The sequence below is a fragment of the Nostoc sp. genome (genome assembly GCF_036919555.1).
Lineage (GTDB): Bacteria > Cyanobacteriota > Cyanobacteriia > Cyanobacteriales > Nostocaceae > Nostoc.
Window position 1 is genome coordinate 1 of the sequence record NZ_JBALCS010000118.1, and the last position, 24,475, is coordinate 24,475.

The 24,475-nt window shown below is 43.0% G+C and carries 21 protein-coding genes and 1 pseudogene; 13 read left to right on the forward strand and 9 right to left on the reverse strand.

The window, feature by feature from the left end; all coding sequences use genetic code 11:
- Positions 1-128: 128 nt before the first annotated feature.
- On the reverse strand, positions 129-422 hold the full coding sequence (locus tag V7K36_RS31835; protein ID WP_335121836.1) for a DNA adenine methylase: 294 nt from the start codon (positions 420-422) through the stop codon (positions 129-131).
- A gap of 122 nt (positions 423-544) precedes the next feature.
- Here V7K36_RS31835 and V7K36_RS31840 point away from each other — a divergent pair, with 122 nt between their 5' ends.
- The 6 genes from V7K36_RS31840 to V7K36_RS31865 all read left to right on the forward strand — a co-directional run bounded on the left by V7K36_RS31840 (position 545) and on the right by V7K36_RS31865 (position 7,252).
- Positions 545-868: a hypothetical protein gene (locus V7K36_RS31840; protein ID WP_334833949.1), complete on the forward strand. Its 324-nt coding sequence runs from the start codon at positions 545-547 to the stop codon at positions 866-868.
- A 487-nt stretch (positions 869-1,355) separates the two neighbouring features.
- Complete coding sequence (gene psbB / locus V7K36_RS31845) at positions 1,356-2,885, forward strand: photosystem II chlorophyll-binding protein CP47 (protein WP_335121812.1); 1,530 nt, start codon at positions 1,356-1,358, stop codon at positions 2,883-2,885.
- A 116-nt stretch (positions 2,886-3,001) separates the two neighbouring features.
- A complete protein-coding gene (locus V7K36_RS31850) occupies positions 3,002-3,109 on the forward strand; it encodes a photosystem II reaction center protein T (protein WP_012409025.1) in 108 nt (35 codons plus the stop codon).
- A 293-nt stretch (positions 3,110-3,402) separates the two neighbouring features.
- On the forward strand, positions 3,403-4,590 hold the full coding sequence (locus V7K36_RS31855) for a 30S ribosomal protein S1 (protein WP_335121814.1): 1,188 nt from the start codon (positions 3,403-3,405) through the stop codon (positions 4,588-4,590).
- Positions 4,591-4,813: 223 nt separating this feature from the next.
- A complete protein-coding gene (locus V7K36_RS31860; protein ID WP_335121816.1) occupies positions 4,814-5,548 on the forward strand; it encodes an HAD family hydrolase in 735 nt (244 codons plus the stop codon).
- A gap of 1,146 nt (positions 5,549-6,694) precedes the next feature.
- Entirely contained in the window at positions 6,695-7,252 is a 558-nt protein-coding gene (locus V7K36_RS31865; protein WP_335121817.1) for a DUF4360 domain-containing protein, read from the forward strand.
- A 151-nt stretch (positions 7,253-7,403) separates the two neighbouring features.
- On the opposite strand, the gene V7K36_RS31870 is transcribed toward V7K36_RS31865, so the two are convergent.
- From V7K36_RS31870 to V7K36_RS31880, 3 genes are all read right to left on the reverse strand, one after another.
- Positions 7,404-8,420 (reverse strand): sulfate/molybdate ABC transporter ATP-binding protein, encoded by a 1,017-nt coding sequence (locus tag V7K36_RS31870; RefSeq protein ID WP_334947444.1) that lies wholly within the window; start codon positions 8,418-8,420, stop codon positions 7,404-7,406.
- A gap of 249 nt (positions 8,421-8,669) precedes the next feature.
- Complete coding sequence (locus tag V7K36_RS31875; protein WP_335121819.1) at positions 8,670-11,939, reverse strand: HEAT repeat domain-containing protein; 3,270 nt, start codon at positions 11,937-11,939, stop codon at positions 8,670-8,672.
- A gap of 1,195 nt (positions 11,940-13,134) precedes the next feature.
- A complete protein-coding gene (locus V7K36_RS31880) occupies positions 13,135-13,611 on the reverse strand; it encodes a hypothetical protein (RefSeq protein WP_335121837.1) in 477 nt (158 codons plus the stop codon).
- Positions 13,612-13,912: 301 nt separating this feature from the next.
- On the opposite strand from V7K36_RS31880, the gene chlP reads away from it, so the two are divergent.
- A complete protein-coding gene (gene chlP / locus V7K36_RS31885; protein WP_335121821.1) occupies positions 13,913-15,133 on the forward strand; it encodes a geranylgeranyl reductase in 1,221 nt (406 codons plus the stop codon).
- 239 nt (positions 15,134-15,372) lie between these two features.
- Here the strand turns inward: chlP and V7K36_RS31890 are convergent, their stop codons facing one another.
- The gene (locus V7K36_RS31890) at positions 15,373-16,029 is read right to left on the reverse strand and encodes a DUF3386 domain-containing protein (protein ID WP_335121823.1); all 657 of its coding nucleotides are present in this window, start codon (positions 16,027-16,029) and stop codon (positions 15,373-15,375) included.
- 101 nt (positions 16,030-16,130) lie between these two features.
- Between V7K36_RS31890 and V7K36_RS31895 the strand changes: the two genes are divergently transcribed.
- Positions 16,131-16,802: a LuxR C-terminal-related transcriptional regulator gene (locus V7K36_RS31895; protein WP_335121824.1), complete on the forward strand. Its 672-nt coding sequence runs from the start codon at positions 16,131-16,133 to the stop codon at positions 16,800-16,802.
- Between the two features lie 539 nt (positions 16,803-17,341).
- Here the strand turns inward: V7K36_RS31895 and V7K36_RS31900 are convergent.
- The 3 genes from V7K36_RS31900 to V7K36_RS31910 all read right to left on the reverse strand — a co-directional run bounded on the left by V7K36_RS31900 (position 17,342) and on the right by V7K36_RS31910 (position 20,342).
- Positions 17,342-17,737, reverse strand: coding sequence for a hypothetical protein (locus tag V7K36_RS31900; RefSeq protein ID WP_335121826.1), 396 nt, complete (start codon positions 17,735-17,737; stop codon positions 17,342-17,344).
- A gap of 548 nt (positions 17,738-18,285) precedes the next feature.
- Positions 18,286-18,723: an RrF2 family transcriptional regulator gene (locus V7K36_RS31905; RefSeq protein WP_335121828.1), complete on the reverse strand. Its 438-nt coding sequence runs from the start codon at positions 18,721-18,723 to the stop codon at positions 18,286-18,288.
- A 269-nt stretch (positions 18,724-18,992) separates the two neighbouring features.
- The gene (locus V7K36_RS31910) at positions 18,993-20,342 is read right to left on the reverse strand and encodes a PAS domain-containing sensor histidine kinase (protein ID WP_335121830.1); all 1,350 of its coding nucleotides are present in this window, start codon (positions 20,340-20,342) and stop codon (positions 18,993-18,995) included.
- A gap of 126 nt (positions 20,343-20,468) precedes the next feature.
- On the opposite strand from V7K36_RS31910, the gene V7K36_RS31915 reads away from it, so the two are divergent.
- Together V7K36_RS31915 and V7K36_RS31920 are read left to right on the forward strand one after the other, a co-directional pair.
- Complete coding sequence (locus tag V7K36_RS31915; RefSeq protein ID WP_335121832.1) at positions 20,469-20,708, forward strand: hypothetical protein; 240 nt, start codon at positions 20,469-20,471, stop codon at positions 20,706-20,708.
- A gap of 93 nt (positions 20,709-20,801) precedes the next feature.
- Complete coding sequence (locus tag V7K36_RS31920) at positions 20,802-22,604, forward strand: ShlB/FhaC/HecB family hemolysin secretion/activation protein (RefSeq protein WP_335121834.1); 1,803 nt, start codon at positions 20,802-20,804, stop codon at positions 22,602-22,604.
- 290 nt (positions 22,605-22,894) lie between these two features.
- On the opposite strand, the gene V7K36_RS31925 is transcribed toward V7K36_RS31920, so the two are convergent.
- Positions 22,895-23,065 carry a transposase family protein gene (locus V7K36_RS31925; protein WP_334824055.1) on the reverse strand — a complete coding sequence of 57 codons (171 nt, stop codon included), beginning with the start codon at positions 23,063-23,065 and terminating at the stop codon, positions 22,895-22,897.
- 177 nt (positions 23,066-23,242) lie between these two features.
- Here V7K36_RS31925 and V7K36_RS31930 point away from each other — a divergent pair, with 177 nt between their 5' ends.
- From V7K36_RS31930 to V7K36_RS31940, 3 genes and pseudogenes are all read left to right on the forward strand, one after another.
- The gene (locus V7K36_RS31930; protein ID WP_335121839.1) at positions 23,243-23,860 is read left to right on the forward strand and encodes a Uma2 family endonuclease; all 618 of its coding nucleotides are present in this window, start codon (positions 23,243-23,245) and stop codon (positions 23,858-23,860) included.
- A 202-nt stretch (positions 23,861-24,062) separates the two neighbouring features.
- Positions 24,063-24,275, forward strand: coding sequence for a hypothetical protein (locus tag V7K36_RS31935; RefSeq protein WP_335121841.1), 213 nt, complete (start codon positions 24,063-24,065; stop codon positions 24,273-24,275).
- A pseudogene (locus tag V7K36_RS31940) lies at positions 24,193-24,390 on the forward strand (two-partner secretion domain-containing protein); the annotation flags it as partial. The gene V7K36_RS31935 and the pseudogene V7K36_RS31940, both read left to right, overlap by 83 nt.
- Between the last annotated feature and the right edge of the window lie 85 nt (positions 24,391-24,475).

The following is a 24,475-nucleotide window of genomic DNA, read 5'->3' on the forward strand; positions in this document are numbered from 1 at the left end:
GTTCATAGCTCTCATAACGCTGTCATACTTAAGTATTTTTTCTACTGACAGGATACCGTTACGTGGGCTTTCTTACTTCTCAGACATCCTCTAAGAAATTTTATTCTTTGTTTATGTCTGTTTAATATTTAGCATAACCTGAAATGCTCATCTTTAAAAAATGAATGAACATAAAATTTATCTTCCTCTGTATTTAAATAAGGAGGACAAATAAATAAAAAAGATCCATCAGGTACAGATTCGATAACTTCTTCAAAGTCGAGATTAGTAATTCTAACGTTTTGAAGTTTCTCAGAAGTTCGACGTATATTTCTAGGCCAATTCTCTGGACGCGTACTGTATTTTTCAGCATATGCCCAATCACAGTTCTGATGCTTCATGATACCAGAGTAGGAGGTTCTATTCAGAATGATTTTTGCTATTAAAACGTGGGGACTAAATTAAATAGCCTTAATTTAAAATATCATTAGTTATACATTAACAAATGAGATATGTACGATATGGTAAATAGCAAATAGAAAGTCCAAACAGTGAGACTAAGATCGTGAAGTATTTCTTTCTATCTGAGGGATGGATAGTTGCTAGAGTCTGGGCATCTGATGGACTCTGGCAAATAACCGCATGGCGACGCCAACCAGATATTCAGCGAATGAATATTTGTTTAGTCGAACAAAACGAATTGCTATGGCTTTATCGAGTTGAAGAAGCCGTTTTAACCGTAGAAGTCAAACCAACAACACCAGTAATTGCCAGTAAGACCATAGGTCAAGTAGTACTCAAGCGTCTGATGAGTGCTGAACAGGTAATTGAACGCCTGGGTACGGCTGAGGCGAAGTGTCAATTGCAAAATATCCAGTTGGTGGTTTAGTAGGGCATTGGGCATTGGGCATTGGGCGCAAGAGGCAGAGGGGCAGGACGCAGGGGGCAAGGGGGAGAATTAAGAATTAACTCTTTCCCCTCTGCTCCCTGCTCCCCTGCTCTTGTGCCCCACTCTCCTCGTAAAGAAAATATAAGCAAATTTAATCCCCGACAGTGATTGGTAGCGAAAAAACTTTCAGATGCTACGCGATCGCATCAATTTACACGCTTGCAAACAATTCCATCAATAGTTACACTTTTTAAAACATTCTCATTTTTGCTTGGCGATGGCTACCCTACAAGGTAAACCTCCCGAAGCGAGTAAGCATTGCCAAAGCACCCACGCTGTCTGACTTCTAAGACTAAGCTGTGGTAAAACTCTGGCTCTGGCAATAACAAAAAACAAGAGAGAGTTTTCTGAGTGTCGGTTTTCGTCTCTCAGAATCTCAGTAAGAAAATTGCTTTGTAAACTAACTCATCGAGGAGGAGCGTAGTCGATGGGACTACCCTGGTATCGAGTACATACAGTCGTTCTGAATGATCCAGGTCGACTGATTTCTGTACACCTGATGCACACAGCCTTAGTAGCAGGCTGGGCTGGTTCGATGGCACTCTACGAACTAGCTGTTTTTGACCCTAGTGATCCGGTTCTCAATCCGATGTGGCGTCAAGGGATGTTCGTCCTACCCTTCATGTCACGTTTGGGCGTCACCCAATCTTGGGGTGGTTGGAATGTTACTGGTGGCCCATCAAGTGATCCTGGCTTCTGGTCATTTGAAGGGGTTGCTGCTGCTCACATTGTTCTTTCCGGTCTTTTGTTCCTAGCCGCAGTTTGGCACTGGGTTTACTGGGATTTGGAACTCTTTAGAGATCCCCGCACTGGTGAACCCGCCCTAGACTTGCCAAAAATGTTTGGCATTCACCTGTTCTTATCTGGTCTACTTTGTTTTGGGTTTGGTGCTTTTCACCTCACCGGACTATTTGGCCCGGGGATATGGGTTTCTGACCCCTATGGCATAACTGGCGCCGCGCAGGCAGTAGCACCGGAATGGGGACCAGATGGTTTTAACCCATATAACCCTGGTGGCATTGTGGCTCATCACATTGCGGCTGGTGTTGTTGGTATTATTGCAGGCTTATTCCACCTGACAGTCAGACCCCCCGAACGGCTCTACAAAGCCCTACGGATGGGGAATATTGAAACAGTACTTTCTAGCAGTATTGCAGCAGTCTTCTTTGCTGCTTTCGTTGTTGCTGGTACTATGTGGTACGGTAACGCCGCCACACCCATTGAATTGTTTGGCCCTACCCGCTATCAATGGGATCAAAGCTACTTCCGTCAGGAAATTGATCGTCGCGTTCAAACTAGCGTTGCTCAAGGCGCAAGCCTAACGGAAGCTTGGTCGCAGATTCCAGAAAAGCTGGCTTTCTACGATTACGTCGGGAATAGTCCTGCTAAAGGCGGTCTATTCCGTACAGGGCCAATGGTCAAGGGTGATGGCATTGCCCAGTCTTGGCAAGGTCACGCCGTATTCAAAGATTCTGAAGGACGGGAATTGACCGTGCGTCGTCTCCCCAACTTCTTTGAAACCTTCCCAGTAGTTTTGACCGACGCAGATGGAGTTGTCCGCGCTGACATTCCCTTCCGTCGGGCAGAATCTAAGTATAGCTTCGAGCAATCTGGTGTCACCGTTAGCTTTTACGGTGGCAATCTGAATGGTAAGACCTTTACAGAGCCAGCTGATGTCAAGAAGTATGCCCGTAAGGCTCAAGGCGGTGAAATCTTTGAATTTGACCGGGAAACCTTGAATTCTGATGGTGTATTCCGCACCAGTCCTAGAGGTTGGTTTACCTTTGGACATGCCGTATTTGCTCTGCTGTTCTTCTTTGGTCATCTCTGGCATGGCGCTCGGACAATCTACCGAGACGTATTTGCTGGTGTTGATGCGGATCTAGAAGAGCAAGTTGAGTGGGGTCTGTTCCAGAAAGTGGGTGACAAGTCAACCCGCCGGAAGGAAGCTCTCTAATTTCATTCAGTGCTGAGTTAAGAGTGCTGAGTTCCGAGTTAAGGCTCTGACTCAGCACTTAGCACTCAGCCACTCATAACTTTAAATTACTGGCTCGATAGGCAGGAAATCGTAATATGGAAAGCGTTGCGTACATCTTGATTTTTACGCTGTGTATAGGTACTATCTTTTTTGCGATCGCATTTCGCGAACCCCCTCGCTTTGAGAAACCAAAAGATAAGTAGATCCTATTCCCAGACTTTTAAGCGGATTTAACAATAATATCCGTTGCTACCATATTTAGTAGCAACGGATATTATTGTGTTTGTCCTTTGTTATTTCTAACTACTAAGTAAATGACCAATCATTTTAATATTGTGATATAATTTCCAATCTTTGGAGTAGATATGTGTTAATACTAGCTTTTCTGCGCTAGGATGAAAAAGGTGTTAAGTGCAAACTGCTATAAAAGCGCTTGCATAAGACATCGCGCTTGTCACCCAACCTTTACGGAGACTAGAACCAGGAACAAATCAGCATGGTCAATCAGAATTTAACCGCTACAGAAATTGGATTCACTCACGAAGATTTCGCTGCTCTACTTGACAAATACGATTATCATTTTAGCCCTGGTGATGTTGTCCCAGGAACAGTATTCAGTATAGAGCCGCGCGGCGCTCTGATTGACATTGGTGCTAAAACCGCAGCATATATACCTATACAAGAAATGTCTATTAACCGGGTAGATAGCCCGGAAGAAGTCTTACAGTCAAACGAAACGCGGGAATTTTTCATCCTTACCGATGAAAATGAAGATGGACAATTAACCCTTTCCATTCGCCGTATTGAATATATGCGGGCTTGGGAGCGTGTGCGGCAGCTGCAAGCAGAAGATGCTACTGTACGTTCTGGCGTGTTTGCAACCAATCGCGGCGGAGCATTAGTACGGATTGAGGGATTACGTGGCTTTATCCCAGGTTCTCACATCAGTACCCGCAAACCTAAAGAAGAATTGGTAGGCGAAGATTTACCATTGAAATTCCTAGAGGTGGACGAAGAACGTAATCGCCTAGTTCTATCTCACCGTCGGGCGCTGGTTGAGCGCAAGATGAACCGCCTAGAAGTCGGCGAAGTAGTAATTGGTACTGTTCGTGGGATTAAGCCCTACGGTGCTTTCATCGACATCGGCGGCGTCAGTGGTCTACTGCACATTTCTGAGATTTCCCATGAACATATTGATACGCCTCACAGCGTGTTCAATGTCAATGATGAAGTGAAAGTTATGATCATTGACTTGGATGCAGAAAGAGGTCGGATTTCCCTATCTACCAAGCAGCTAGAACCCGAACCCGGCGACATGATTAAAAACCGGGATTTGGTCTACGATAAGGCAGAAGAAATGGCTGCTAAGTATCGTGAACAGCTGTTAGCCAAGCAGCAAGGTGCTACTGCTGCGCCGGCTGCACCTGTGGAAGTTTTAGCAGAGGAAGAAATTCCCCCAGCAGCGGAACTTGAAGAAGAAATTCCCCCAGCAGCGGAACTTGAAGAAGAGATTCCCCCAGCAGCAGAACTTGAAGAAGAAATTTCCCCAGCAGCAGAAATCGAGGAAGTAATTCCAGTAGTTGCGGAAACTGAAGAAGAAATTCCAGCAGCAACGGAAACTGAAGAAGAAATTCCAGCAGCAACGGAAACTGAAAAGGAAATTCCAGCAGCTATTGAAGAATAATACATTTATAATTTTACTTGTCTTTAAGTAAGAGTATTAAATTATTGTCTAAAGAGGGGTTTTGCCCTCTTTTTTTATGTGGAGAATTGGGAACAGTTAGGAGTTCTACTAATTCTTTGTGAAACTGCACAAAATCAGGCTCGGTGAAACTTGGGGATTTTGCCCCTTGTTCCATACAACCTCACAGGTAATCGGTATAACTAAATAAGTGGGGTGAAATATTGTGGCAACCATTAAATGTAGGAATATCATTTTTGATAATATCCAGGCAATTTTATTTGACAAAAACGGTACTCTAGAAGATTCAGAAACGTATTTGCGATCGCTCGCACAAAAGGCAGCAAGATTAATAGATGCTCAAATCCCTGGCACTGGGGAACCCCTATTAATGGCATTTGGTGTCAATGGCAATCTTCTAGATCCCGCAGGTTTAATATCAGTAGCAAGCCGCCGCGAAACAGAAGTGGCAGCAGCAGCATATATAGCCGAAACTGGTAAGGGTTGGTTTGAGTCCTTAAAAATAGCCCGTCAAGCTTTGGATGAAGCAGAGAAATACATTGGACAAACTCCTTCATCACTGTTTGTGGGTAGCTTAAAAGTTTTGAAATCTCTCTGGGAAGGTGGATTAAAACTCGGTATCCTGTCAGCTGCGACAACTCAAGAAGTACGTAAGTTTGTAGCTAATCACCAATTAAGTGATTATATCCAGTTGGAAATGGGAGTAGATGAGGGGCCGAGTAAACCAGACCCAGTTTTATTTTTGCAAGCTTGCCAAGCTTTGGGAGTCGAACCAGGCGCTACATTGATGGTGGGTGATTCAGTTGGTGATATGCAAATGGCGCGTGATGCTAAAGCCGCAGGTTGTATTGGTATCACTTGGGTGAGTAAGTCAGATAACGTCCGAGGTGCGGATGTGGTGATTAATCAACTTGATGAAATCCAGATTTTAGAGGATTAATTTATAAGAATAATTTAGAACTCAGGAGCGGACGAAAGTTTGTGTAGCCACGAATTTTATTCGTCCTGGCTCTAAGTTGACACCAATGAACATTTGTGACCCACTACTAGAGCAAAATATCTTTCTAATATCATACTATTTGTGGTGTGTCAACTTAAAGATGCTAGGATATTAATTGCTCTCATAGTTGCTAAACAAGCCATTCCTGATTTAAGCATTGCAGTTTTGGAAATCTTACCACTGTTGAGAGGAACTTAGGTAAGAAGGAAAGTATTTCTCAGCTACTGTTAAATAGTAGCTGGTTTAGGACTGAATGTACCCATAATATTTATTCTGGATAACGCCAAATTTCAGTTGTACCAACTTGTTCAAGCATAGGCCAAAGAACTGGGTATAGAACTCTGTTACTTACGTTCATATTCACAAAAATTTAACTTCATATTCACCAAAATTTAACTTGATTGAAGGCTTTTTGTGATTGATCAGAAATGAATGCTTAGATTCAAAGTACTATACTAACTTCTCTGATTTTAAGTTAGCGATGCCTACGCTAATTGTATTTGCCACCGCTAACACTGATTAAAAGGAAAAGCTGGATACGTTGCTAGCTCTCAATTCCCATCTTTTAAAAAAGTCCAGGTTTTAGCCGTTTAGCGCTCTTTTATGTCTTTGAGAAGAGAAAAATGAGATGCTGAACTTGAATATTTTTCAAAGCCTTGCTTGATCAGCAAAGCCAAAAATCCTTGTTTGGAACTAAGCACAGAGAAACAAGCTTTTAAATATTCTCTAATGAAAGTAATAAAAGAGTAATTAGATTAGATTATAACTCGACTCTTTTTTTAACTTTATAAAAAATGAGCAAATCTTCAGCTATTAGTTAATCTATATAAACATTTACAAAACATATCTCTTTGGATAGATTCAATATATTTCTGAAGTTAGTTATTCTTTTTTTCATAATCTTATTATGGCAATTCTCAAATAAATGAAATACGCTAATAAATTATTTAAGGGCTAGAAAAGAAATTCATTATTTTTTACTATTTTCTGTCTCCCTTAACCAGAGCGTATTGCACAGAATTAAGAATTGGTATAAATCCCCAAATCCCAAAGAGGCTGCTGGGTAAAATTCCTTGTTTAAATATTGTGGGTTTATCTCACGTAGAGGCTCAAGCACAGGGATTTCAGTTTCAAAGTGTTCCCTTAACTCTTTTCGGAAATGGCTGCCCCTCGGTAAATCCCCAAGCAAATTTGAAAGCAGATACTCTGTTTGTAACTTTACCTTCATTTGATGCTGTAGCTGTATCTCCTAAGGTTGTATCCAAATCTTGCAATCTGAGAATTGGTCTTAATGTGCCTAAAGGGTACAAAGTTAAGCCCATTAACATCAAGTATGTTGGCTTTGCAAATGTGCCTAAGGGAGGCAGTGCTGACCTAAAAGTTACATTAGTGTTTCAAGGCAAAAATGTTCCAAATTCTAGTAATGATCCAAACGCAAACTTCCCATCTGGCTTTTCAAATGGATGGGTAAAAAATGTAGCTATTACACCAGATGCAATAGACGCCTGTGCTAACCCAGTCAATTCGGTTTTCGGCATCAACACAAATTTGATAGCGCGTGCCAGAGATGCCTCTGCGGGGCAGCAAACCAAAATTCTAATCGCTCAGGGCTATCAAATTAAGTTTACTTTTACTCGTTGTTAGTAGAGACAGATATAGCGGTGTATGTAGAAAGTTTGGACTTTGCACAAAAAAGATTGTTTGCGGATATTCTCCGCGAGCAATTTATTGACTATAAACCCAGAATATTTAGAGAGGTACGTAAATGCTTTAGAATTTCAGGCAATACTGCTAACTAAACTGAATAAGACAGTGGGAAAGACTTCGCATCCTTTGGCTTCACATACACTCGCTGTTTCGCTTCTAACTCTAAATCATTAAAACGATCGCGTGTTAAATGCGCCATCACCACTTGTCCATCATCGAAAGTTAATTCCACCTGAATTTCCCAACCCAAATGTACCAATCGGCTCACTGTTGCAGGTGTAGTGGCACCGTTGGCAACCTTTTCCAAAATAACATCTTGTGGGCGCAAAAACACTTGTGGGTGTGGCGCATCAAATCCGCTACTTTTAAAAATCTTTGAGGTGCTGGGTAATATGTTCACCGGGCCGATGAAGCTCATCACAAAAGCTGTGGCAGGATTATCGTAAATTTCTGCTGGTGTCCCCACTTGTTCGACACGCCCTTTATTCATCACCACAACTTCATCAGAGACTTCCATTGCTTCCTCTTGGTCATGGGTGACGAAAACCGTGGTAACATGAACCTCATCATGGAGGCGGCGTAACCATGCGCGTAAGTCTTTGCGGACTTTAGCATCAAGTGCGCCAAAAGGTTCATCTAGCAGTAATACTTCCGGTTCTACTGCCAGTGCCCTTGCTAATGCTACCCGTTGTCTTTGACCTCCAGAAAGTTGTGATGGATAGCGATCGCCTAATCCAGTCAACTGCACCAATTCTAGTAACTGGTCTACCCTTCCCTTAATCCTCTTTGGCTGTGCCTTACGAATTTCTAAGCCAAAGGCAATATTCTGTCTGACAGTCAAATGCTTGAATAGGGCATAGTGCTGAAATACAAAACCAATATTACGCTGTTGCACGCTTTGGTATGTAGCGTCTTTACCAGTAAGCAAGATTTTGCCGCTATCTGGCATTTCTAAACCTGAAATTAACCGTAGTAGCGTAGATTTACCTGATCCAGATGGACCGAGCAACGCAACTAGCGCACCACTCTTAATTTCCAGGCTGACCTGATCAACTGCCTTGAAACTACCGAATTGTTTGGAGACGTTCTCAACTACTATGCCCACTGCCTCTGTACCTCTGCAACTAAATCTACAGATCCTTGGTAGGATTACTGTGTCTTATACATACTATACATAGTTATTTATCGAAGAACAAGATTTAGCTGCCGCAGCTGCTGCGATCGAGGAAGCTACAATGAGGAGCAAAGTGTGAGGAACCTTGGGATTGCTTGTCTGCGACACGCTCCGCGAACGCTACACTTCGTTGCGACATCGCAATGACAGGTTTTGGATCATTTATTTCTTGGAAGACTCTTACCTAGTTCGCAACAACTGGACAAAGGTATTACTCACCGTATTGTCTTTGGTGTCGGCGGCGTATTGAATCAATTCTTCCCGCAGTTCTTTGGCTGCATCTAAAGGAAGTAAGGTTGCTAGCAAGAAATAAACACCACGAAAACGCGGATCGCCCCTTCTACCAACTAATAGTCCTTTGGCGGCATCAGTTTGGCCCAGAAAGTTCTGCACTAAGAAAAAATCCATAATTTTATCGTGGCGGAAGTACCATTCTTTCTTGGCTTCGCCTTTTTCACTTTCCCACTGACGGCTTACTACCATTTTGTATTTCTCGTCTTCTAAAGACATGGCGACTTGGTGGAATTCATCTGCGGGTAAAGCTTGTTTGTCTTCGAGTCGCATTTGGTAGACGGCGGTTGAGAATTTCTTTAAGGGAAATTCTTGATTCCATTCTTTCAGGTATTCTGCCGCCATTAAATTGTATTGCTGTTCTTGCAGGCGAAACAAGTTAGGGTGTTTGCCTTGTGATAACATCAGCGCTACCACAGTTAAATCCATTGGATTGGAAAGAGTTCGTTGGGCAGCGTTCAACTCTTCTTTGGCTTGTTGCTGTTTGAGGACTTCTGTTAAATAATTGGTGCAAGCTTTTTCGTAATCAGCACCTTGAACTTGGGCATCTTTGGGGAGTCGCGGCTGACGGGAGATCAAAAACTCTTGAATTTGTTGTTGTTCAAGGGGCTGCAAGTAGTAGGTTTTGGCTGTTGAGGGGGATGTCCACTCTAGGGGCTGGGTAGTCATAATAATATTGCCCCGGAAATAGCTTTCGACAAACTGGCAGATTTTGGCGCGTGTTTCGGCGGTGACTTCGTTGAGTCCGTCGATGCAGATATCTATTGCGCCACTGTAAATTAGGTTTTTTAGGAAGCCGGCATCTTGGGCTTGGCCGTGTAGCTTGTCTTGAATTGCCTCAATTATGCCTTTATGACATTTTTGGGCGGGGAGATAAACGACTATGCGCTGGGAGTTTTTCAACAGATGACGGAGAAACATCGACTTGCCTAAGCCGGAATCACCTTCTAAGATAATTTGTCCCTGAATACTGGGTAAGGCTGCGGTAACTGGTTGGATGTCTCCTGAAGTGGGAACTTTGACTTGAGACTCTGGGAAGTATGATTGGTCATTAAAATTATCTAAGCCGGCATCGGCTAATAGGGAAGGTTTGAAGGGTTCAAATAATTTGCGGCGGAAGGGGGGAAACCAGGTGAGGAGAAAGCCGACATAGCCGACACCGAGAATGCGGCGTACCCAAGGGTTCCAGAAGAAGATGGCTTGGACTTGGGGAAACTTGGGGTAGGCGAAGATCAGGGCTAGCCAAAAGGCAATGTGAATGAGGATGGTGTTTCTGGCTTTAAGAAACCACTGCCAATATTCCACATTATTAATTACTGACTGTAGTGCATCGGCCTGAGTGGACTTAACTTTTTCGAGATTGCTGTGATGATTTTGCAGTAAGGTAATATCCTTGGCTTTCCAAATAATTTTTTTGTAGGCAGCAACTTCAGAAATTTGTTCTGCTAGTTCTCTTCGTAGTTCTAGCAGAGAATCACAATCTTTCCAGGCTTTCTCGAAAACTTGCATTGTGTTCACTCCCTGGTCATGGTTCAGTTTTTCTGGTCGCATTTTAGGCTTACCAACCCATTGCATAAGAGTTTCTACTTCTGGTTTACCACCTGCCAAAAAATGAGCTAAAAACCTGAGTTGATCAATCTCAGAGGGATAATAGTGAACTGAATCGAGAATTTGCACAACAACTGGCAAATCTTGTTGCCCTAGTTTCATGAGTGCCTGTGCTGCTACATTACGGACATTAATGTCAGAATCTGTGAGCAGTTTGGCAACTTGTGGAGCTAGTTCCTTGGCTTGCATCTGTCCTAGTGCCTCTGCTGCTACTCTATGGACATTAATGTCAGAATCTGTGAGCAGTTTGGCAACTTGTGGAGCTAGTTCCTTGGCTTGCATTTGCCCTAGTGCCTGTGCTGCTGCATAACGAACACCAGAGTCAGAATCTGTGAGCAGTTTCGCAACTTGTGGAGCTAGTTCCTTGGCTTGCATCTGCCCTAGTGCCACTGCTGCTGCATTACGGACATCAGAGTCAGAATCTGTGAGCAGTTTGGCAACTTGTGGAGCTAGTTCCTTGGCTTGCATCTGCCCTAGTGCCTGTGCTGCTGTATAACGGACACGAGTGTTAGAATCTGTGAGCAGTTTCGCAACTTGTGAAACTACTTCCTTGGCTTGCATCTGCTTTAGTGCCTGTGCTGCTGCATTACGGACATCAGAGTCAGAATCTGTGAGCAGTTTCGCAACTTGTGGAGCTAGTTCCTTGGCTTGCATCTGCCCTAGTGCCTGTGCTGCTGCATTACGGACATCAGAGTCAGAATCTGTGAGCAGTTTCGCAACTTGTGGAACTAGTTCCTTGGCTTGCATCTGCCCTAGTGCCTGTGCTGCTGTATAACGGACACGAGTGTCAGAATCTGTGAGCAGTTTCGCAACTTGTGGAGCTAGTTCCTTGGCTTGCATCTGCCCTAGTGCCTGTGCTGCTGTATAACGGACATGAGTGTCAGAATCTGTGAGCAGTTTCGCAACTTGTGGAGCTAGTTCCTTGGCTTGCATCTGCTTTAGTGCCTGTGCTGCTGCATTACGGACACGAGTGTTAGAATCTGTGAGCAGTTTCGCAACTTGTGGAGCTAGTTCCTTGGCTTGCATCTGCCCTAGTGCCTGTGCTGCTGCATTACGGACATCAGAGTCAGAATCTGTGAGCAGTTTCGCAACTTGTGGAGCTAGTTCCTTGGCTTGCATTTGCCCTAGTGCCTGTGCTGCTGCATTACGGACATTAATGTCAGAATCTGTGAGCAGTTTCGCAACTTGTGGAGCTAGTTCCTTGGCTTGCATCTGCTCTAGTGCCTGTGCTGCTGCATTACGGGAAACTACTGAATCTTTATCCTGCAACTGTTTGGCAAACTGTTTTACAAGCTCATCATAATTTTTTATCTGCATTTTAGGGTTATCTAGCTGATATTCCTTTAAGTTTTCTATTGCTGTAGCCCTGACTTCAGGTATTGGGTCTGTTAGGGCTGCTACGATACCGTTAATCTGCCAATCTTGAGGTTTGGGTTTGGGGGTTTCTTCAGCGTTTACCCAAGGTAGAGAGAGGAGAAAAGTCAGGAGTAGGGTAAAACAGAAAAGGAAAAAGACAGAGAGCTTGTTAGTGTGGCGGGATGTAGTGACCATAGTTCGGGGCAAGGTGGCAGATTACACGCGGCTATCAGCATGATACCAAGCTTGCCTGGAGTTTCTAGGGTGTAAGTAATACGAATTTGTAATTGAGTAAGTCGTATTTAATCTGGGTTTGCAGGTTTGTAGCTGTAGGCTTGTTTTAAAGAGTGGGTATAAGAGTTGCTGCATCTGTGCCCGTTATAGATATTGCACAAAAGCTAAGTTTGAGAAGATTAAAATCATGTTGAGTCTCAAGAATCGCCTGAAAATTAATTACCCAGGCTTATAGCGGTTCTTGTTTACGTAAGGTAGACCCGTAAGGGCATGGCATTGCCGTGCCCCTACACCTAGCGATATAATGTTGTACGGCTTCTGAATGGGAACCGCTATATAGCGAATTGTTTATCAGTGATTTAAGTTATATCTTGCACCTGCCCCATATCCCGCCAGAGAATAAATTCTCAGGCAAATAGCGCAAGTCTACTCAAGTGGACTAGAAAGCTTATTCAGTCTTGTTTAGAAGACTTTAGCTAGTAGCCCCAGAATTGATTTTGAGGCGGTTGTGGGGACTGGTGCAAGTTTTGAGTAAACAAATTTGATGTTAATAGTTGCCCACGAGTATCAAAGACTCTCCCGCGAGTATTAAAGACTCGTCCACAAGTATCAAAGACTCTCCCGCGAGTATCAAAGACTCTCCCGCGACTATTAAAGACTCGCTCACGAGTATCAAAGACTCTCCCGCGACTATTAAAGACTCGCTCACGAGTATCAAAGACTCTCCCGCGAGTATTAAAGACTCTCCCGCGAGTATTAAAGACTTGTCTACGAGTATTAAAGACTTGCTCACGAGTATCAAAGACTCATTCACGGAGTTCAAAGACTATAGCACTTCTTGTTTGAATGCAGTCCACCACGATAAACGGTAAAGGCACAGCATTGGTTATTAATGTCAACTTAACGTAGAAGTTAGGCTTGGCAAGCTTTCGAGGTTTGACCCTCACCCCCAGCCCCTCTACCAATTTTGGGAGAGGGGAGCAAATTCTCTAGTTCCCCTTCTCCCAATTTGGGAGAAGGGGTTAGGGGATGAGGGCAAAACCTCTTCTCAAAGCAGATTTTTTCTGAAGTTGACACCAATGAGCATTGCTGTGCCCTTACGAACGCTTGTATTTGACGCTAGCGAGAACGGCTATAAACCTCTGGCAATATTTGCCTATAAATCAGAAGCAGCTTTAGCCGGTTTATTTTTGATAGCTTTAAAGCGATCGCCTAATTGTTCAGCAATAGTTTTTAACCCTGGAGTTTTCTTAGCGGCAGTCTTCACATAATCATAAACTGTCAAACTGCTACCCATTGCTTCGCTACCGACTGCCATTAATGTATCATCTACTTGTTCTGTCAGTTGTCGCAATCCAATCAAAAGTTCGGTAAGCGTTGCTGCTAGTTGATAATCCCGCACAAACTCATCTACATCAAAGCTGGCTGGGAGAATTTCCCGGTTCGACTGGGCAGCAGTCAAACTGGTGTTGACGAAAGCTAGGCTTTTATCGCCCATCTTAAATAACTTGCGTCGTTCTTCCACACTCAGAGTTACGAGAAAAGGCATCTTTGCTTGGATAGTCGCAAAGGCTGCTTTAATTTCTTGAATATCTGCTGGGGAAAGGGAAGCGGTGATGTTTTGGTAAGCCATTAGAAATTTACTCTGGTGAATCTGTTTGTTATGATTCCCATTGGTGAATGCGATCGCACAAATTTGGGCATTGGGCATTGGCAAAACTCTTCCCTTCTCTCCCTCATCTCCCTTATCCTCCCCTGCTCCCCTGTCCCCTTTCCTCTTCGTTGACCAAATTCTCCATTCCCCATCTCGCTTTTCGTATCGAAACATTAAGGAATATTGCATTTCAACAGAAACCTGAAGGGAAAGCGTCAAATCAGCCGAAAGACCGTGATAGTATGCTCTCGGTAAATGTGAAGATTTGGGAGAAAGACCTTTGACACTACGGGTTGCTGTTATTGGGTCAGGCCCTGCTGGTTCATCTGCCGCAGAAACGCTGGCAGCCTCTGGGATTGAAACCTACCTGTTTGAGCGGAAGCTAGACAATGCAAAGCCTTGTGGGGGTGCAATTCCCCTATGTATGGTAAGTGAGTTTGACCTACCACCAGAGATTATCGATCGCCGGGTACGGAAGATGAAAATGATTTCTCCTTCCAATCGTGAGGTTGATATCAATCTGGTAAATGCAGATGAATATATAGGAATGTGCCGCCGGGAAGTGCTAGATGGCTTTTTGCGCGATCGCGCGGCAAAAGTAGGCGCAAATTTAATTAATGCTACTGTTCATAAACTCGATATACCAGGAAACAATACTGACCCTTATACCATCCATTACATTGACCATACAGAAGGGATATCACAGGGTATTGCTAAAACCCTGAAGGTGGATCTAATTATTGGGGCGGATGGGGCTAATTCTCGCGTTGCTAAAGAAATGGACGCTGGGGATTACAATTATGCGATCGCCTTTCAAGAGCGGATTCGTTTACCCGAAGACAAAATGGCCTACTATAACGACCTCGCCGAAATGTATGTCGGTGATGACGTTTCTACCGATTTCTACGCTTGGGTTTTCCCCAAATATGACCACGTAGCTGTCGGCACTGGTACGATGCACATCAATAAAGCCAGCATCAAACAGTTACAAGCTGGTATCCGTGCCCGTGCTTCCGAGAAGCTCGCAGGCGGTAAAATCATCAAAGTCGAAGCCCACCCCATTCCTGAACATCCCCGTCCCCGTCGTGTTGTCGGTCGCATCGCTTTGGTGGGAGATGCTGCTGGTTATGTTACCAAGTCCTCTGGTGAAGGTATTTATTTTGCCGCTAAATCTGGGCGGATGTGTGCCGAAACTATTGTAGAAACATCTAATAGTGGTAGCCGTATTCCTACGGAAGATGACCTCAAGGTTTATCTGAAACGTTGGGATAAAAGATACGGACTTACTTACAAGGTGCTGGACATTCTGCAAAGTGTGTTCTATCGTTCTGACGCTACCCGCGAGGCGTTTGTGGAAATGTGCGATGACCTGGATGTGCAGCGATTGACATTCGATAGCTATCTATATAAGACGGTTGTCCCAGCTAATCCTATTACCCAACTGAAAATTACTGCCAAAACCATTGGTAGCCTAATTCGCGGTAATGCCCTTGCACCTTAACTGAGTGTGAAATACTGGGACTGACAACAAATAAAAGCGATCGCTCTTTAGTTGAATAGAGCGATCGCTTTTATTTATAATCCAATACCCTTGGGTTAGCGCCAAAAGCCTTAATCTAAGTAGGTTGGGTTGAGGAACGAAACCTAACATTTTTCGTGGTTTGTTGGGTTGCACTTTGTTCAACCCAACCTACAACTATCCTTAATCCAAGCGTATTGATTTCTAATCCAGAATACAGCTTAAGCTGCAACAGGTTCCAACAATTTAATGTCAGATAAGACAAATTCCTGAATCGATACTTGTCCTGCTGTCTCAGTACGAATCTCCCGACGATTTAGGATGAAATAGTCACCAACTTTTTGATACTCATCGGTAAATTCGCTTCTACCGCCCTTTTGTTCCCCAGTTTTGGGGTCATGGTATACAGAGTCATAGCCATGAGACAAGTAGCCCTCTCCGGTGTCATGACTACTAAAAGTGTCAATTGTCACAAAAGTACCGTGGATTAGACGGTGAACATGGCATACTTCATTATTGCGAACTTTGTATTTATCGCCCTCAGCCTTACCACCAATTAAAAGCTCAACTGCACCAGTTTTGTCAGTTTTACCATAGCTAAACGTATTGGCGCTGTGCGTGTCTTCAAAGCTGCGGCGGATACGGTGAATTGCAATCTCCCATGCTTGACCATGAATTGCCTGCTTGGCTGACTCGTCATCTACATCCAAAACTTCGGCTTTCAGATTGGCATTGATGATAACTTTGCCCGTAAACACTTGATCATCATGCTTAAAAGTAATATTTGCAGTATAACCGGGGAAATTCTTGTCCCAAGTATAGCGGTTCTCATAAGCAGCCCGGAAAAGTTCCTGAGCAGAGAGTTGTGTAACTGTCATGTGCTTCTCCTAGTCGCTACGATAAATTAGCGTTTTAGTTTTCTTGGTATTAGCATAGAAGTAATTGTTGAGGCTTGGATAGTCCCCAACTGGGTACACTTATGACTAATTCTCTCCACGCCGTATTTCATGCGATCGCCAATGTCCGAAATGAGCAAGAATTAAGACTAGCTCTCACGGATAAAATTGGCGAACATTTTGGCGTGCAAAATTGGGGTATTTATTTCCTAAATGAGCAGCCAACGACTAAGATTGATGGTCAGGGTATTCCGGCAGTATGCTTAGAAAGCAATCCAGTCGGGCGTTACGTAGTTGAGCGTCATGCTCCCGCCCATGAGCAATTATTATTATCACCAGGAGACTGGAAGCATTTTTGCTCCCGTTCCGATCACGAACACGTAATGACTGGGCCAATTGTTTGCAATGGTCGTCTTGTCGGAACGTTTAACTTAGCTCGTGACAAGGGAAATCCGGCTTTTAATGGCAACGATTTAGCTGACTTGAGCGCCTTATGCATTCATTTGTCAGCAAAAATGGCGACTCTACGGACGAAACCAAAAATATCCAATTCACTGATCGTAAATCCTCTAACAGCGCGTGAGTTAGAAATTGCCGAGTTGGTAGCACAGGGATTAACAAACGCCGAAATTGGGGAAAAACTTTGGATTACGCAAAATTCAGTCAAACAAGCCTTGAAGAGGATGTTTCGGAAGTTGAAGGTTTCGGCGCGTGCGGAAATGGTGGCAAAGCTGCAAGATATACAACTTTCATAAATGATAATTGCGAAAAGCCGGAAACGAGGTATTTTCGTTACTAGGGAAGAGATCAATTCATGCGGTTAGCAACGACAAAGAATCGCCTGACTCAATCCTAGTCATACACTCTGCCCCAAGATATTGAATGCGTCAATCAATTTTGGATTTTAGATTTTAGATTGACCCCAGCAATGAAGTGAGGGGCAAGTCAAGTAATTTTGGATTTTGGATAATAGAATTATTCTCGCGTTTAAATTCGCTTGCTCTCAGACCTTTTTAAATTTTGGATTTTGAATCTTCAATTCCAAAATCCAAAATTTAAAATCTAAAATTCGGTGAAGTACAGCAATTTGTAGGGTAGCACAGTTCACTGTGCTACCCTACAAAAGACCTATATTTTATGCAACTGAGAAACGCTATAATCTGTTATCAGCAAAAGTAAGTGCGTTACCCAAGTTTTAGAAGAGTTCGGTGGTTAGACACCAGCGCCCCTATTGAGACTCATTTATTGGCGAAAACTTATTAGTACTCGCTGGCAACTGAAGATTGTAAGGTATTTAGGGTCGAACTTTGTTAGAGATATCGTTGGCTGTCTGTGCTGCACTGTCCCCTACATCACCAGCAGTTTTCTGAGCACCTTCTACATACCCCGCCCCAAATTGTTTAAAGGCTTCTGCTGACTCTTTACCAATCTTCTGAAGTCGTTTACCAGGAGAACCTTCCGTTTGACGAGCTTCTTTATTCCACTCGCCTATTGTTTTTGGTCTTTGAGAATCATCTTGCTGTACCTGTTCACGGACTCTCTCACCTAATGCTTTGTCATTCTGACCATAAGTAACATTCGTCGTCAGCACTAGAAAACCAACTAGGACGACAGCCAAAAAACCTTTTATCTGAAGTCCTTTAAACAGGGAACTGATGTAACCAATCTTCCTAGAAATCAAATTTATCATGCCAATTAGCTTGTTTTTTTGAGTACAAATAAAGATTAACTATAAAAAGGTAATTATCCTTCTAACAAAAGGCATATCTCAGTTATGAAAAAGAAAGACTTTTTAAATTTGGATAAGCTGTTGGGGCTGTAATTTTTCAGAGCATTACAGAGTTCCCAATGGTTCCAGACCCCAAAAAGTGCAAGTTATACGCGCGACAGCTTATTATCCCGTAATTTATTTCTCTCGTTCCCAGTCTCAGGCTATTGGTGACAATTATTGACAAAATTAATTTTGTCAATAGTAATTACGCTCTAAATCAACCAATTGTTTGAGTATCAAATTTATGTTTAATACTGAATTCCTGGGGTAAGAATGAATCATGCTTTTAAATATGATGCGTAGGCGTAGCCAGCCGTAGGCATCACTAGCTTAAAAATTGTGTTTATAACCCCGATTTTGGACAATATTTTAAGCAATAGTGCTTATTGACAAATAGTTTATAACCTTAAGTTGTCACCAATGCTCTCAGGCTGAGAATGCTCACCGTGAGGCTTCTGCTGATCCAGCTAAATGTAATACATCAGTTCCTTCTGTTTTCGGATTCCTCTTCGTTCACAAAGGTCTTGGAGTGTATATTTTTCCAAAACCGAGTTAGCAGCCTGACGTGCTTCCTGCCAAACTTCCTGAATTAGCTCACCTTCTACCGTGTTGGGAGTCGGCTCAGAAGTAGATACAACAATATCTGACCCTTCCATGCAGCTAAAAGCATCAAATACTGTAATCTTCTGGGGATCTCGTGCCAGAACATAGCCACCTTTGGCTCCGCGTATACTCTTAATTAAACCTCCACGCCTTAATGTTGCTAGGAGTTGTTCCAAATAGCGGTTCGGGATGTCTTGCAATACCGCTATCTCTCGAATTTGCAGGGCTTCACCCTTAGGGTAGCAGCTTGCCAACTCTAACAGGGCTAAAAGTGCATATTCTGATTTGTTAGAGATTACCACAGGCGTAATATTTTTAACTCACACTTAAAGTTATAAAGTCTTTGAGTTCGTTTCCCTAAGCTACTGTTAAGAAAAACTTTGCAATCAACTTATTGTTGACTGATTCACCTTACTTTAAAGACGTTATAGCATAAAAGCAATTATATTTTGCTTTTAATTCAATAAATAAAAATGATTGATTATTTTCGACTTTATTGTTAGGATTTCCGAATTCTTCTTCAACTTTTGAATATCGAATTGGAGCGGAGCAAAATTCTTAGTGCAAGTTGCTATATATGCAAATTTATCGAAAATGGCAGAATGACTGTAAAGGTAGTTCCCGCGCCGATCGCACTTTCGACAATAATCTCACCGCCATGTAAATCTACAGCCTGCTTGACGATGGACATTCCCAATCCCATTCCTGGGATATTGCCTGCATTACTGGCGCGATGGAAGGGTTCAAAGATGTGTTCAATGTCAGAAGGGGGAATACCAATACCAGAGTCTTGAGTCTGGAATATAGCTTGATCGTTGGCAGTGGTGACACAAAACTTAACTATGCTACCAACGGGAGAGTATTTTAGAGAATTCGAGAATAAATTACTTAAGATTTGCCGTAGTAGTTTAGCGTCTAAGTTAGCTGATGTACATTGGCACTCGCCGCTAAAAGCGATCGCATGTTGTGAGCGATCGCTCTGTTGTAATTCTTCTAAGAGATCGCGGCAAAATTCCACCAAATTCAGGGGTGTTGGATTCAACTCTAACTTGCCTGTTTCATCCTGACTCAGCATCAATACATCATTTAACAACTGAGTCATGTGCATCACTGATGTTTGAATGCGACGCAGGTGGGTATTTTGTCGTTCGTCGCTCCAGAGATGGCGATAATGTTCTAGAAGTTCGGCAGAAGAGTGGATGGTTGCCAAAGGGGTACGAAACTCATGGGAGGTGATAGTGAGCAAACGAGATTTAAGTTCACTGAACTGCCTTTCTTTGGCAAGTGCTTGTCCCATAGCCTCTTCTGCACATTGCAGCTTGGCTTGGGTTCGCTTGCTTTCGCTAATGTCCCGGAATAGCCAGCGCAGACCGACTAACTTACTATATTGATTACGGATAGCAACCATCTTAACGGCAGCAATAATGGGCGTTCTGTTACGTGGTCGCAGGTTTACTTCCCACTCTTGGATTTTCCAGTCTGGGATTTCGGCATGATCGCGCAGATGAGTTAGTTTCAAATCAAAAGCGACCAGTTCTTTCTCAAGCACATAAATCTCCAGGAGTTCCCCCAAAAGGAAACTCTTGGAAATGTTTAGTAGGGTAGTGGCGGCAGAATTAGCTTCCTGAATTACCCCTTTGGTATCAGTTACCAAATAAGCGTCTGGTACTTCTTCAAACAGTTCTTGGTAGCGTTGACGTTGTGCCAGCAAATCCTGTTGAGTGTTAAATAATTCTTCATTCTGCTCCTGTAGGTCTTCATTAGCTATTTGCAGTTCTTCCAAAGCTAAGTGGAGTTCTTGGAATACTGCGGTGAGGAGTTCAATATCTTTCTGTGCTTTTTGCTGTTCACTCTGGCGTTGCAAAAGGGCGACGCGCTTACGCATATTCTCTAACTGTAAGGCTAAATCGTCCACATTCACGCTCTTACTCCTAATTTTGAGATCTAAAGTTGGGTTTTATTTGAGATTCCCTACTTGGACGATCTTAGCTTTTGGAGTTTAATAGTTTTGAACCTCGCATGACTCTTAATATCACAAGTGTGCGTCTTGCAGGAATCAATTATCAGTAAACTAAAAAGTTTTTCCCAAGGTGCGATGCCTGCGGCGGGCTGCGCCTACGCTAGAGCTTTTATAGCTTATGATACTTTTAAACTGCGCTCCCGTTTCAGAAGCGCATTGCGTTACGCGATCGCTTTCCCCAAAACAAAACCCAAGAGCGATTGTTTCCACGCAGACGCTCAAGGGCTAGTTCATAAACTAAACAGTAATATTACTGATTCTTCCTAGAAAAATTTAAGTTAAATATAGTATTTACTACGTATTTACTTGTACATTCCAGGTATTAAGGATTCAATCTGTAATTTATTTAATTACAAATTAATGATTAGAAAAACCTTGGTTAGAAATCAGCCAGAGGTCGGCAAGTTCGTGGGCAAACTGAGGACTTTTACTGGATTTCTAACACTCAGTTTTGTGACAGCAGCAGTATTATGCAACTATCAGGATGCGATTTCTATAACGGGTTGCGCCTACGCCCAAACTCCTAATCCTCAGACATTACCGCCTGGTCGATTAGAAGAGATTCCTGTTACTCCCTTACCGTCGGATCTGCTGCCGAAGCTACCAGACAAGAATCAATTGCTTCCATCCCCAAAGGTACCGAATCAGCCAATTCCAGGCCAGGATGACCCTAATGCCAGATTTCGGGTCGATCGCATTGAAGTTGTTGGTAGTACAGTTTTCAAACCAGAACAGTTTGCGGCTATTACAAATCCCTTTGTGGGAAGAGAACTCACATTTGCAGAATTATTGCAAATCAAAGATGCGATCACTAAGCTTTACACTGATAACGGTTATGTCACAACAGGGGCATTGATTACACCGCAGACACTGGAAGCTGGAACAATCAAAATTCAGATGATTGAGGGCAGTCTGCAAGAAATCAAGATTATCGGTAATAGACGATTGCACAGTCAATACATTCGCGATCGCATCCAACTTGGTGCTGGCAAACCCCTGAACATACCACGCTTACTGGAAAAGCTGCAACTACTCCGCCTCGATCCGCGAATTCAAAACCTGTCAGCCGAGTTGCAGACAGGCGTACATCCGGGAAGCAATGTGTTGCAAGTTGAAGTTGAAGAAGCAAAAACTTTTAACCTGACAGCAAGCCTGGATAATGGGCGATCACCGAGTGTTGGCAGTTTTCGCCGGGGAGTGGATCTGCAAGAAGCCAATTTATTGGGTTTGGGCGATACTCTGAGCGTGGGATATGCCAATACCGATGGTAGTAATACAATCAATGCCAATTACACGCTGCCGATTAATGCCCACAACGGCACTGTATTCTTTGGTTTTAGCCAAGGGTGGAATCACGTAATTGAAAAGCCATTCAGCGTCCTTGATATTCAGTCAAATACCCGATCTTACGAATTAGGCTATCGGCAACCACTGGTGCAAAAACCAACCCAAGAGTTGGCAATTGGGCTGTCATTCTCGCGCCAAGAAAGCCAAACTGAGTTGGGTATTGATAACATTGGGCCGTTTCGCCTCTCACCCGGTGCAGATGCCAACGGAAAAACCAATATTTCAGCCCTACGCTTTTTTCAAGAATATACCCAGCGAAGCAACCAATATGTATTTGCGGCGCGATCGCAATTCAGTTTTGGCGTAGATTGGTTCGATGCTAATGTCAGTGATAATGAACCAGATAGCCGCTTTTTCGCGTGGCGGGGACAGGCGCAGTGGGTGCGGCAATTAGCACCGGACACTCTATTTTTAGTCAGGGGCGATTTGCAATTGGCAGCAGATTCCTTAGTGCCTTTGGAGCAATTTGGTCTAGGTGGACAGCTAAGTATACGAGGCTATCGCCAAGACACATTACTCACAGATAATGGCCTGTTATTTTCGGCAGAATTTCGAGTCCCCATTGTCCGCGCTGCCAAGATTGGCGGGGTGCTGCAACTGACACCCTTTATTGAAGTTGGCAAAGGCTGGAATGTCAAGGCCGAAAATCCATCACCGAGTACGCTTTTTAGTACTGGATTGGGGCTGTTGTGGAAACAGGGTGATCACTTCTTAGCCCGTTTTGATTGGGGTATTCCCCTGATCTCAGTGGACGGTGAAAGGCGATCGCTCCAGGAAAATGGGCTGTACTTCTCGGTGCGTTATTCGCCGTTTTGATCGAGGCGATCGGTTCAAGGCTATACCGTTTTGGGCATCCTAAAATACAAGGTATAAATAAAGGCTTGACTATGAGTGCGACCTTTACTTGGTTGGTTCTTCTGTGCAGTAGACCTGTCCGAAAATTTATAAGCCAGTCTGTGCAAAGCTTTGAGCGCCAGCTTTGCTATCTTTATAAAAACGTAGCAATCAGGGTTAGAGATAGTTAATGATAGTTTAGACCCAAAAATATGCACTCCGGTTATCTTGTTGAACAGTGAAATTATTGCTTTGGATTAAGTCGGCAAAACTCAACTACCAATTCTTAATCTGACTAAAGCACAAACAGTAAGAATTATCTGCTCGTATATCTGAGAACGAAGTCGAAATCTTTCAGATGCAATGCGGAAAATTTTGATGAGTCTAATCAAATGTTCAACAAAAATCCGATTTTGAAAGATAAAGCTTGCTGGAATGCCCATTAAATCGTTCGCCTGTTGACTGCTTAAATGCCTTCAAATTCCCCAAGTTAGTACAAATGTTTCAAAATGAGAATTGCTGCCAGCCCATGTACAACCATCTTTAACCTGTGCTGCGGTGCTAAACTAATCAGTGCCGACGCTAGAAATGGTAAAGTCAAAACAAGCGGAGGTTTTGATATGGCTCAAGCTTTACCCAAACTATTTACCTTTGAAGAATTTATCGAATGGCTGCCGGAAAACACCGGGAAGCGTTACGAATTACACGATGGGATAATTGTTGAAATATCTCAGCCGAGTGGAAAACATGAAAAAGTTACAGGATTTTTAGCAGGAGAAATTACTGTTGAGTATAAGCGCTTAAAACTGCCATATTTTATCCCCAAAACAGCATTAGTAAAACCACCGAGAAAATCATCTGGTTTCTCTCCAGATGTGGTTTTACTCAACGATGCTAATTTGCAGAATGAGGAATTCTGGGAAAAAGAATCTACCGTGACTCAAAGTCAATCCATTCCTTTGGTTATTGAGGTTGTAAGTACAAACTGGGAAGATGATTGTTATACCAAATTAGGAAATTATGAAGCAATGAAGATTCCCGAATATTGGATCGTTGATTATGCAGCTTTGGGGGCAAGAAAATTTATTGGTAATCCCAAACAACCAACCATTTCTATTTATCATCTAGTTGATGAAGAATATCAAATCGCTCAATTTAGGAATTTTGAACATATTATATCCCCAACTTTTCCAAATTTGAAACTGACTGCTAATCAGATTTTGAATGGTGCTTTGTAGAACCTTTTTCTATTTAGGACTTACGCATCAAATACGAAATGTCAGGGCAATACCCTGCGGGAAGCCGCTTTGCGTCTAGATGAATTACCCCGACGGTAAATCAAGGCTTTCACTGCCTTTTTGCCTAAGTCCTGCTATTATCTACACTCCAGAGAACTCCCGATAATATGCTGATAGCTGCTAATTATTTTGATTCCAGGCAATGGGTGTTACCAACACGACTATTTTGGGAATCCTAAGACTATCAGTTAAAGGTAAGTATTTATGCTATGAGAGTGATGTCTACGACGGGCTACGCCTACGCTTGTCTATCTACACTCACAATCGGGTTCTTGAGTTCCGCTCTGGTACTACCAGCAAGCGCTCAGGTAATATCGGATACTACAAGCAACACCATTGTCAACCCAAATGGTAATAATTTTACTATTCTTAACGGGATTGAAAAAGGTAATAATTTATTTCATAGCTTCAGTAATTTTTCTGTCCCTGCTGGTGGTTCAGCAAGCTTTGATTTAGTGAATAACCCAAGTTGCGGGTTATCGACTGATATGAACTTGTGATACTCAATTAATGCGATCGCGTACAAGAAAGTGAGGTTGGTGCGTAGCGCCAACC

Excerpts from the sequence above, each read along its gene's own strand:
- psbB (WP_335121812.1), top strand. The coding sequence starts at position 1,356 with ATGGGACTACCCTGGTATCGAGTACATACAGTCGTTCTGAATGATCCA.
- V7K36_RS31850 (WP_012409025.1), top strand. The coding sequence starts at position 3,002 with ATGGAAAGCGTTGCGTACATCTTGATTTTTACGCTGTGTATAGGTACT.
- V7K36_RS31855 (WP_335121814.1), top strand. The coding sequence starts at position 3,403 with ATGGTCAATCAGAATTTAACCGCTACAGAAATTGGATTCACTCACGAA.
- V7K36_RS31875 (WP_335121819.1), bottom strand. The coding sequence starts at position 11,939 with ATGGTCACTACATCCCGCCACACTAACAAGCTCTCTGTCTTTTTCCTT.
- V7K36_RS31880 (WP_335121837.1), bottom strand. The coding sequence starts at position 13,611 with ATGGCTTACCAAAACATCACCGCTTCCCTTTCCCCAGCAGATATTCAA.
- V7K36_RS31890 (WP_335121823.1), bottom strand. The coding sequence starts at position 16,029 with ATGACAGTTACACAACTCTCTGCTCAGGAACTTTTCCGGGCTGCTTAT.
- V7K36_RS31895 (WP_335121824.1), top strand. The coding sequence starts at position 16,131 with ATGACTAATTCTCTCCACGCCGTATTTCATGCGATCGCCAATGTCCGA.
- V7K36_RS31900 (WP_335121826.1), bottom strand. The coding sequence starts at position 17,737 with ATGATAAATTTGATTTCTAGGAAGATTGGTTACATCAGTTCCCTGTTT.
- V7K36_RS31920 (WP_335121834.1), top strand. The coding sequence starts at position 20,802 with ATGATTAGAAAAACCTTGGTTAGAAATCAGCCAGAGGTCGGCAAGTTC.
- V7K36_RS31925 (WP_334824055.1), bottom strand. The coding sequence starts at position 23,065 with ATGGGCATTCCAGCAAGCTTTATCTTTCAAAATCGGATTTTTGTTGAA.
- V7K36_RS31930 (WP_335121839.1), top strand. The coding sequence starts at position 23,243 with ATGGCTCAAGCTTTACCCAAACTATTTACCTTTGAAGAATTTATCGAA.
- V7K36_RS31935 (WP_335121841.1), top strand. The coding sequence starts at position 24,063 with ATGGGTGTTACCAACACGACTATTTTGGGAATCCTAAGACTATCAGTT.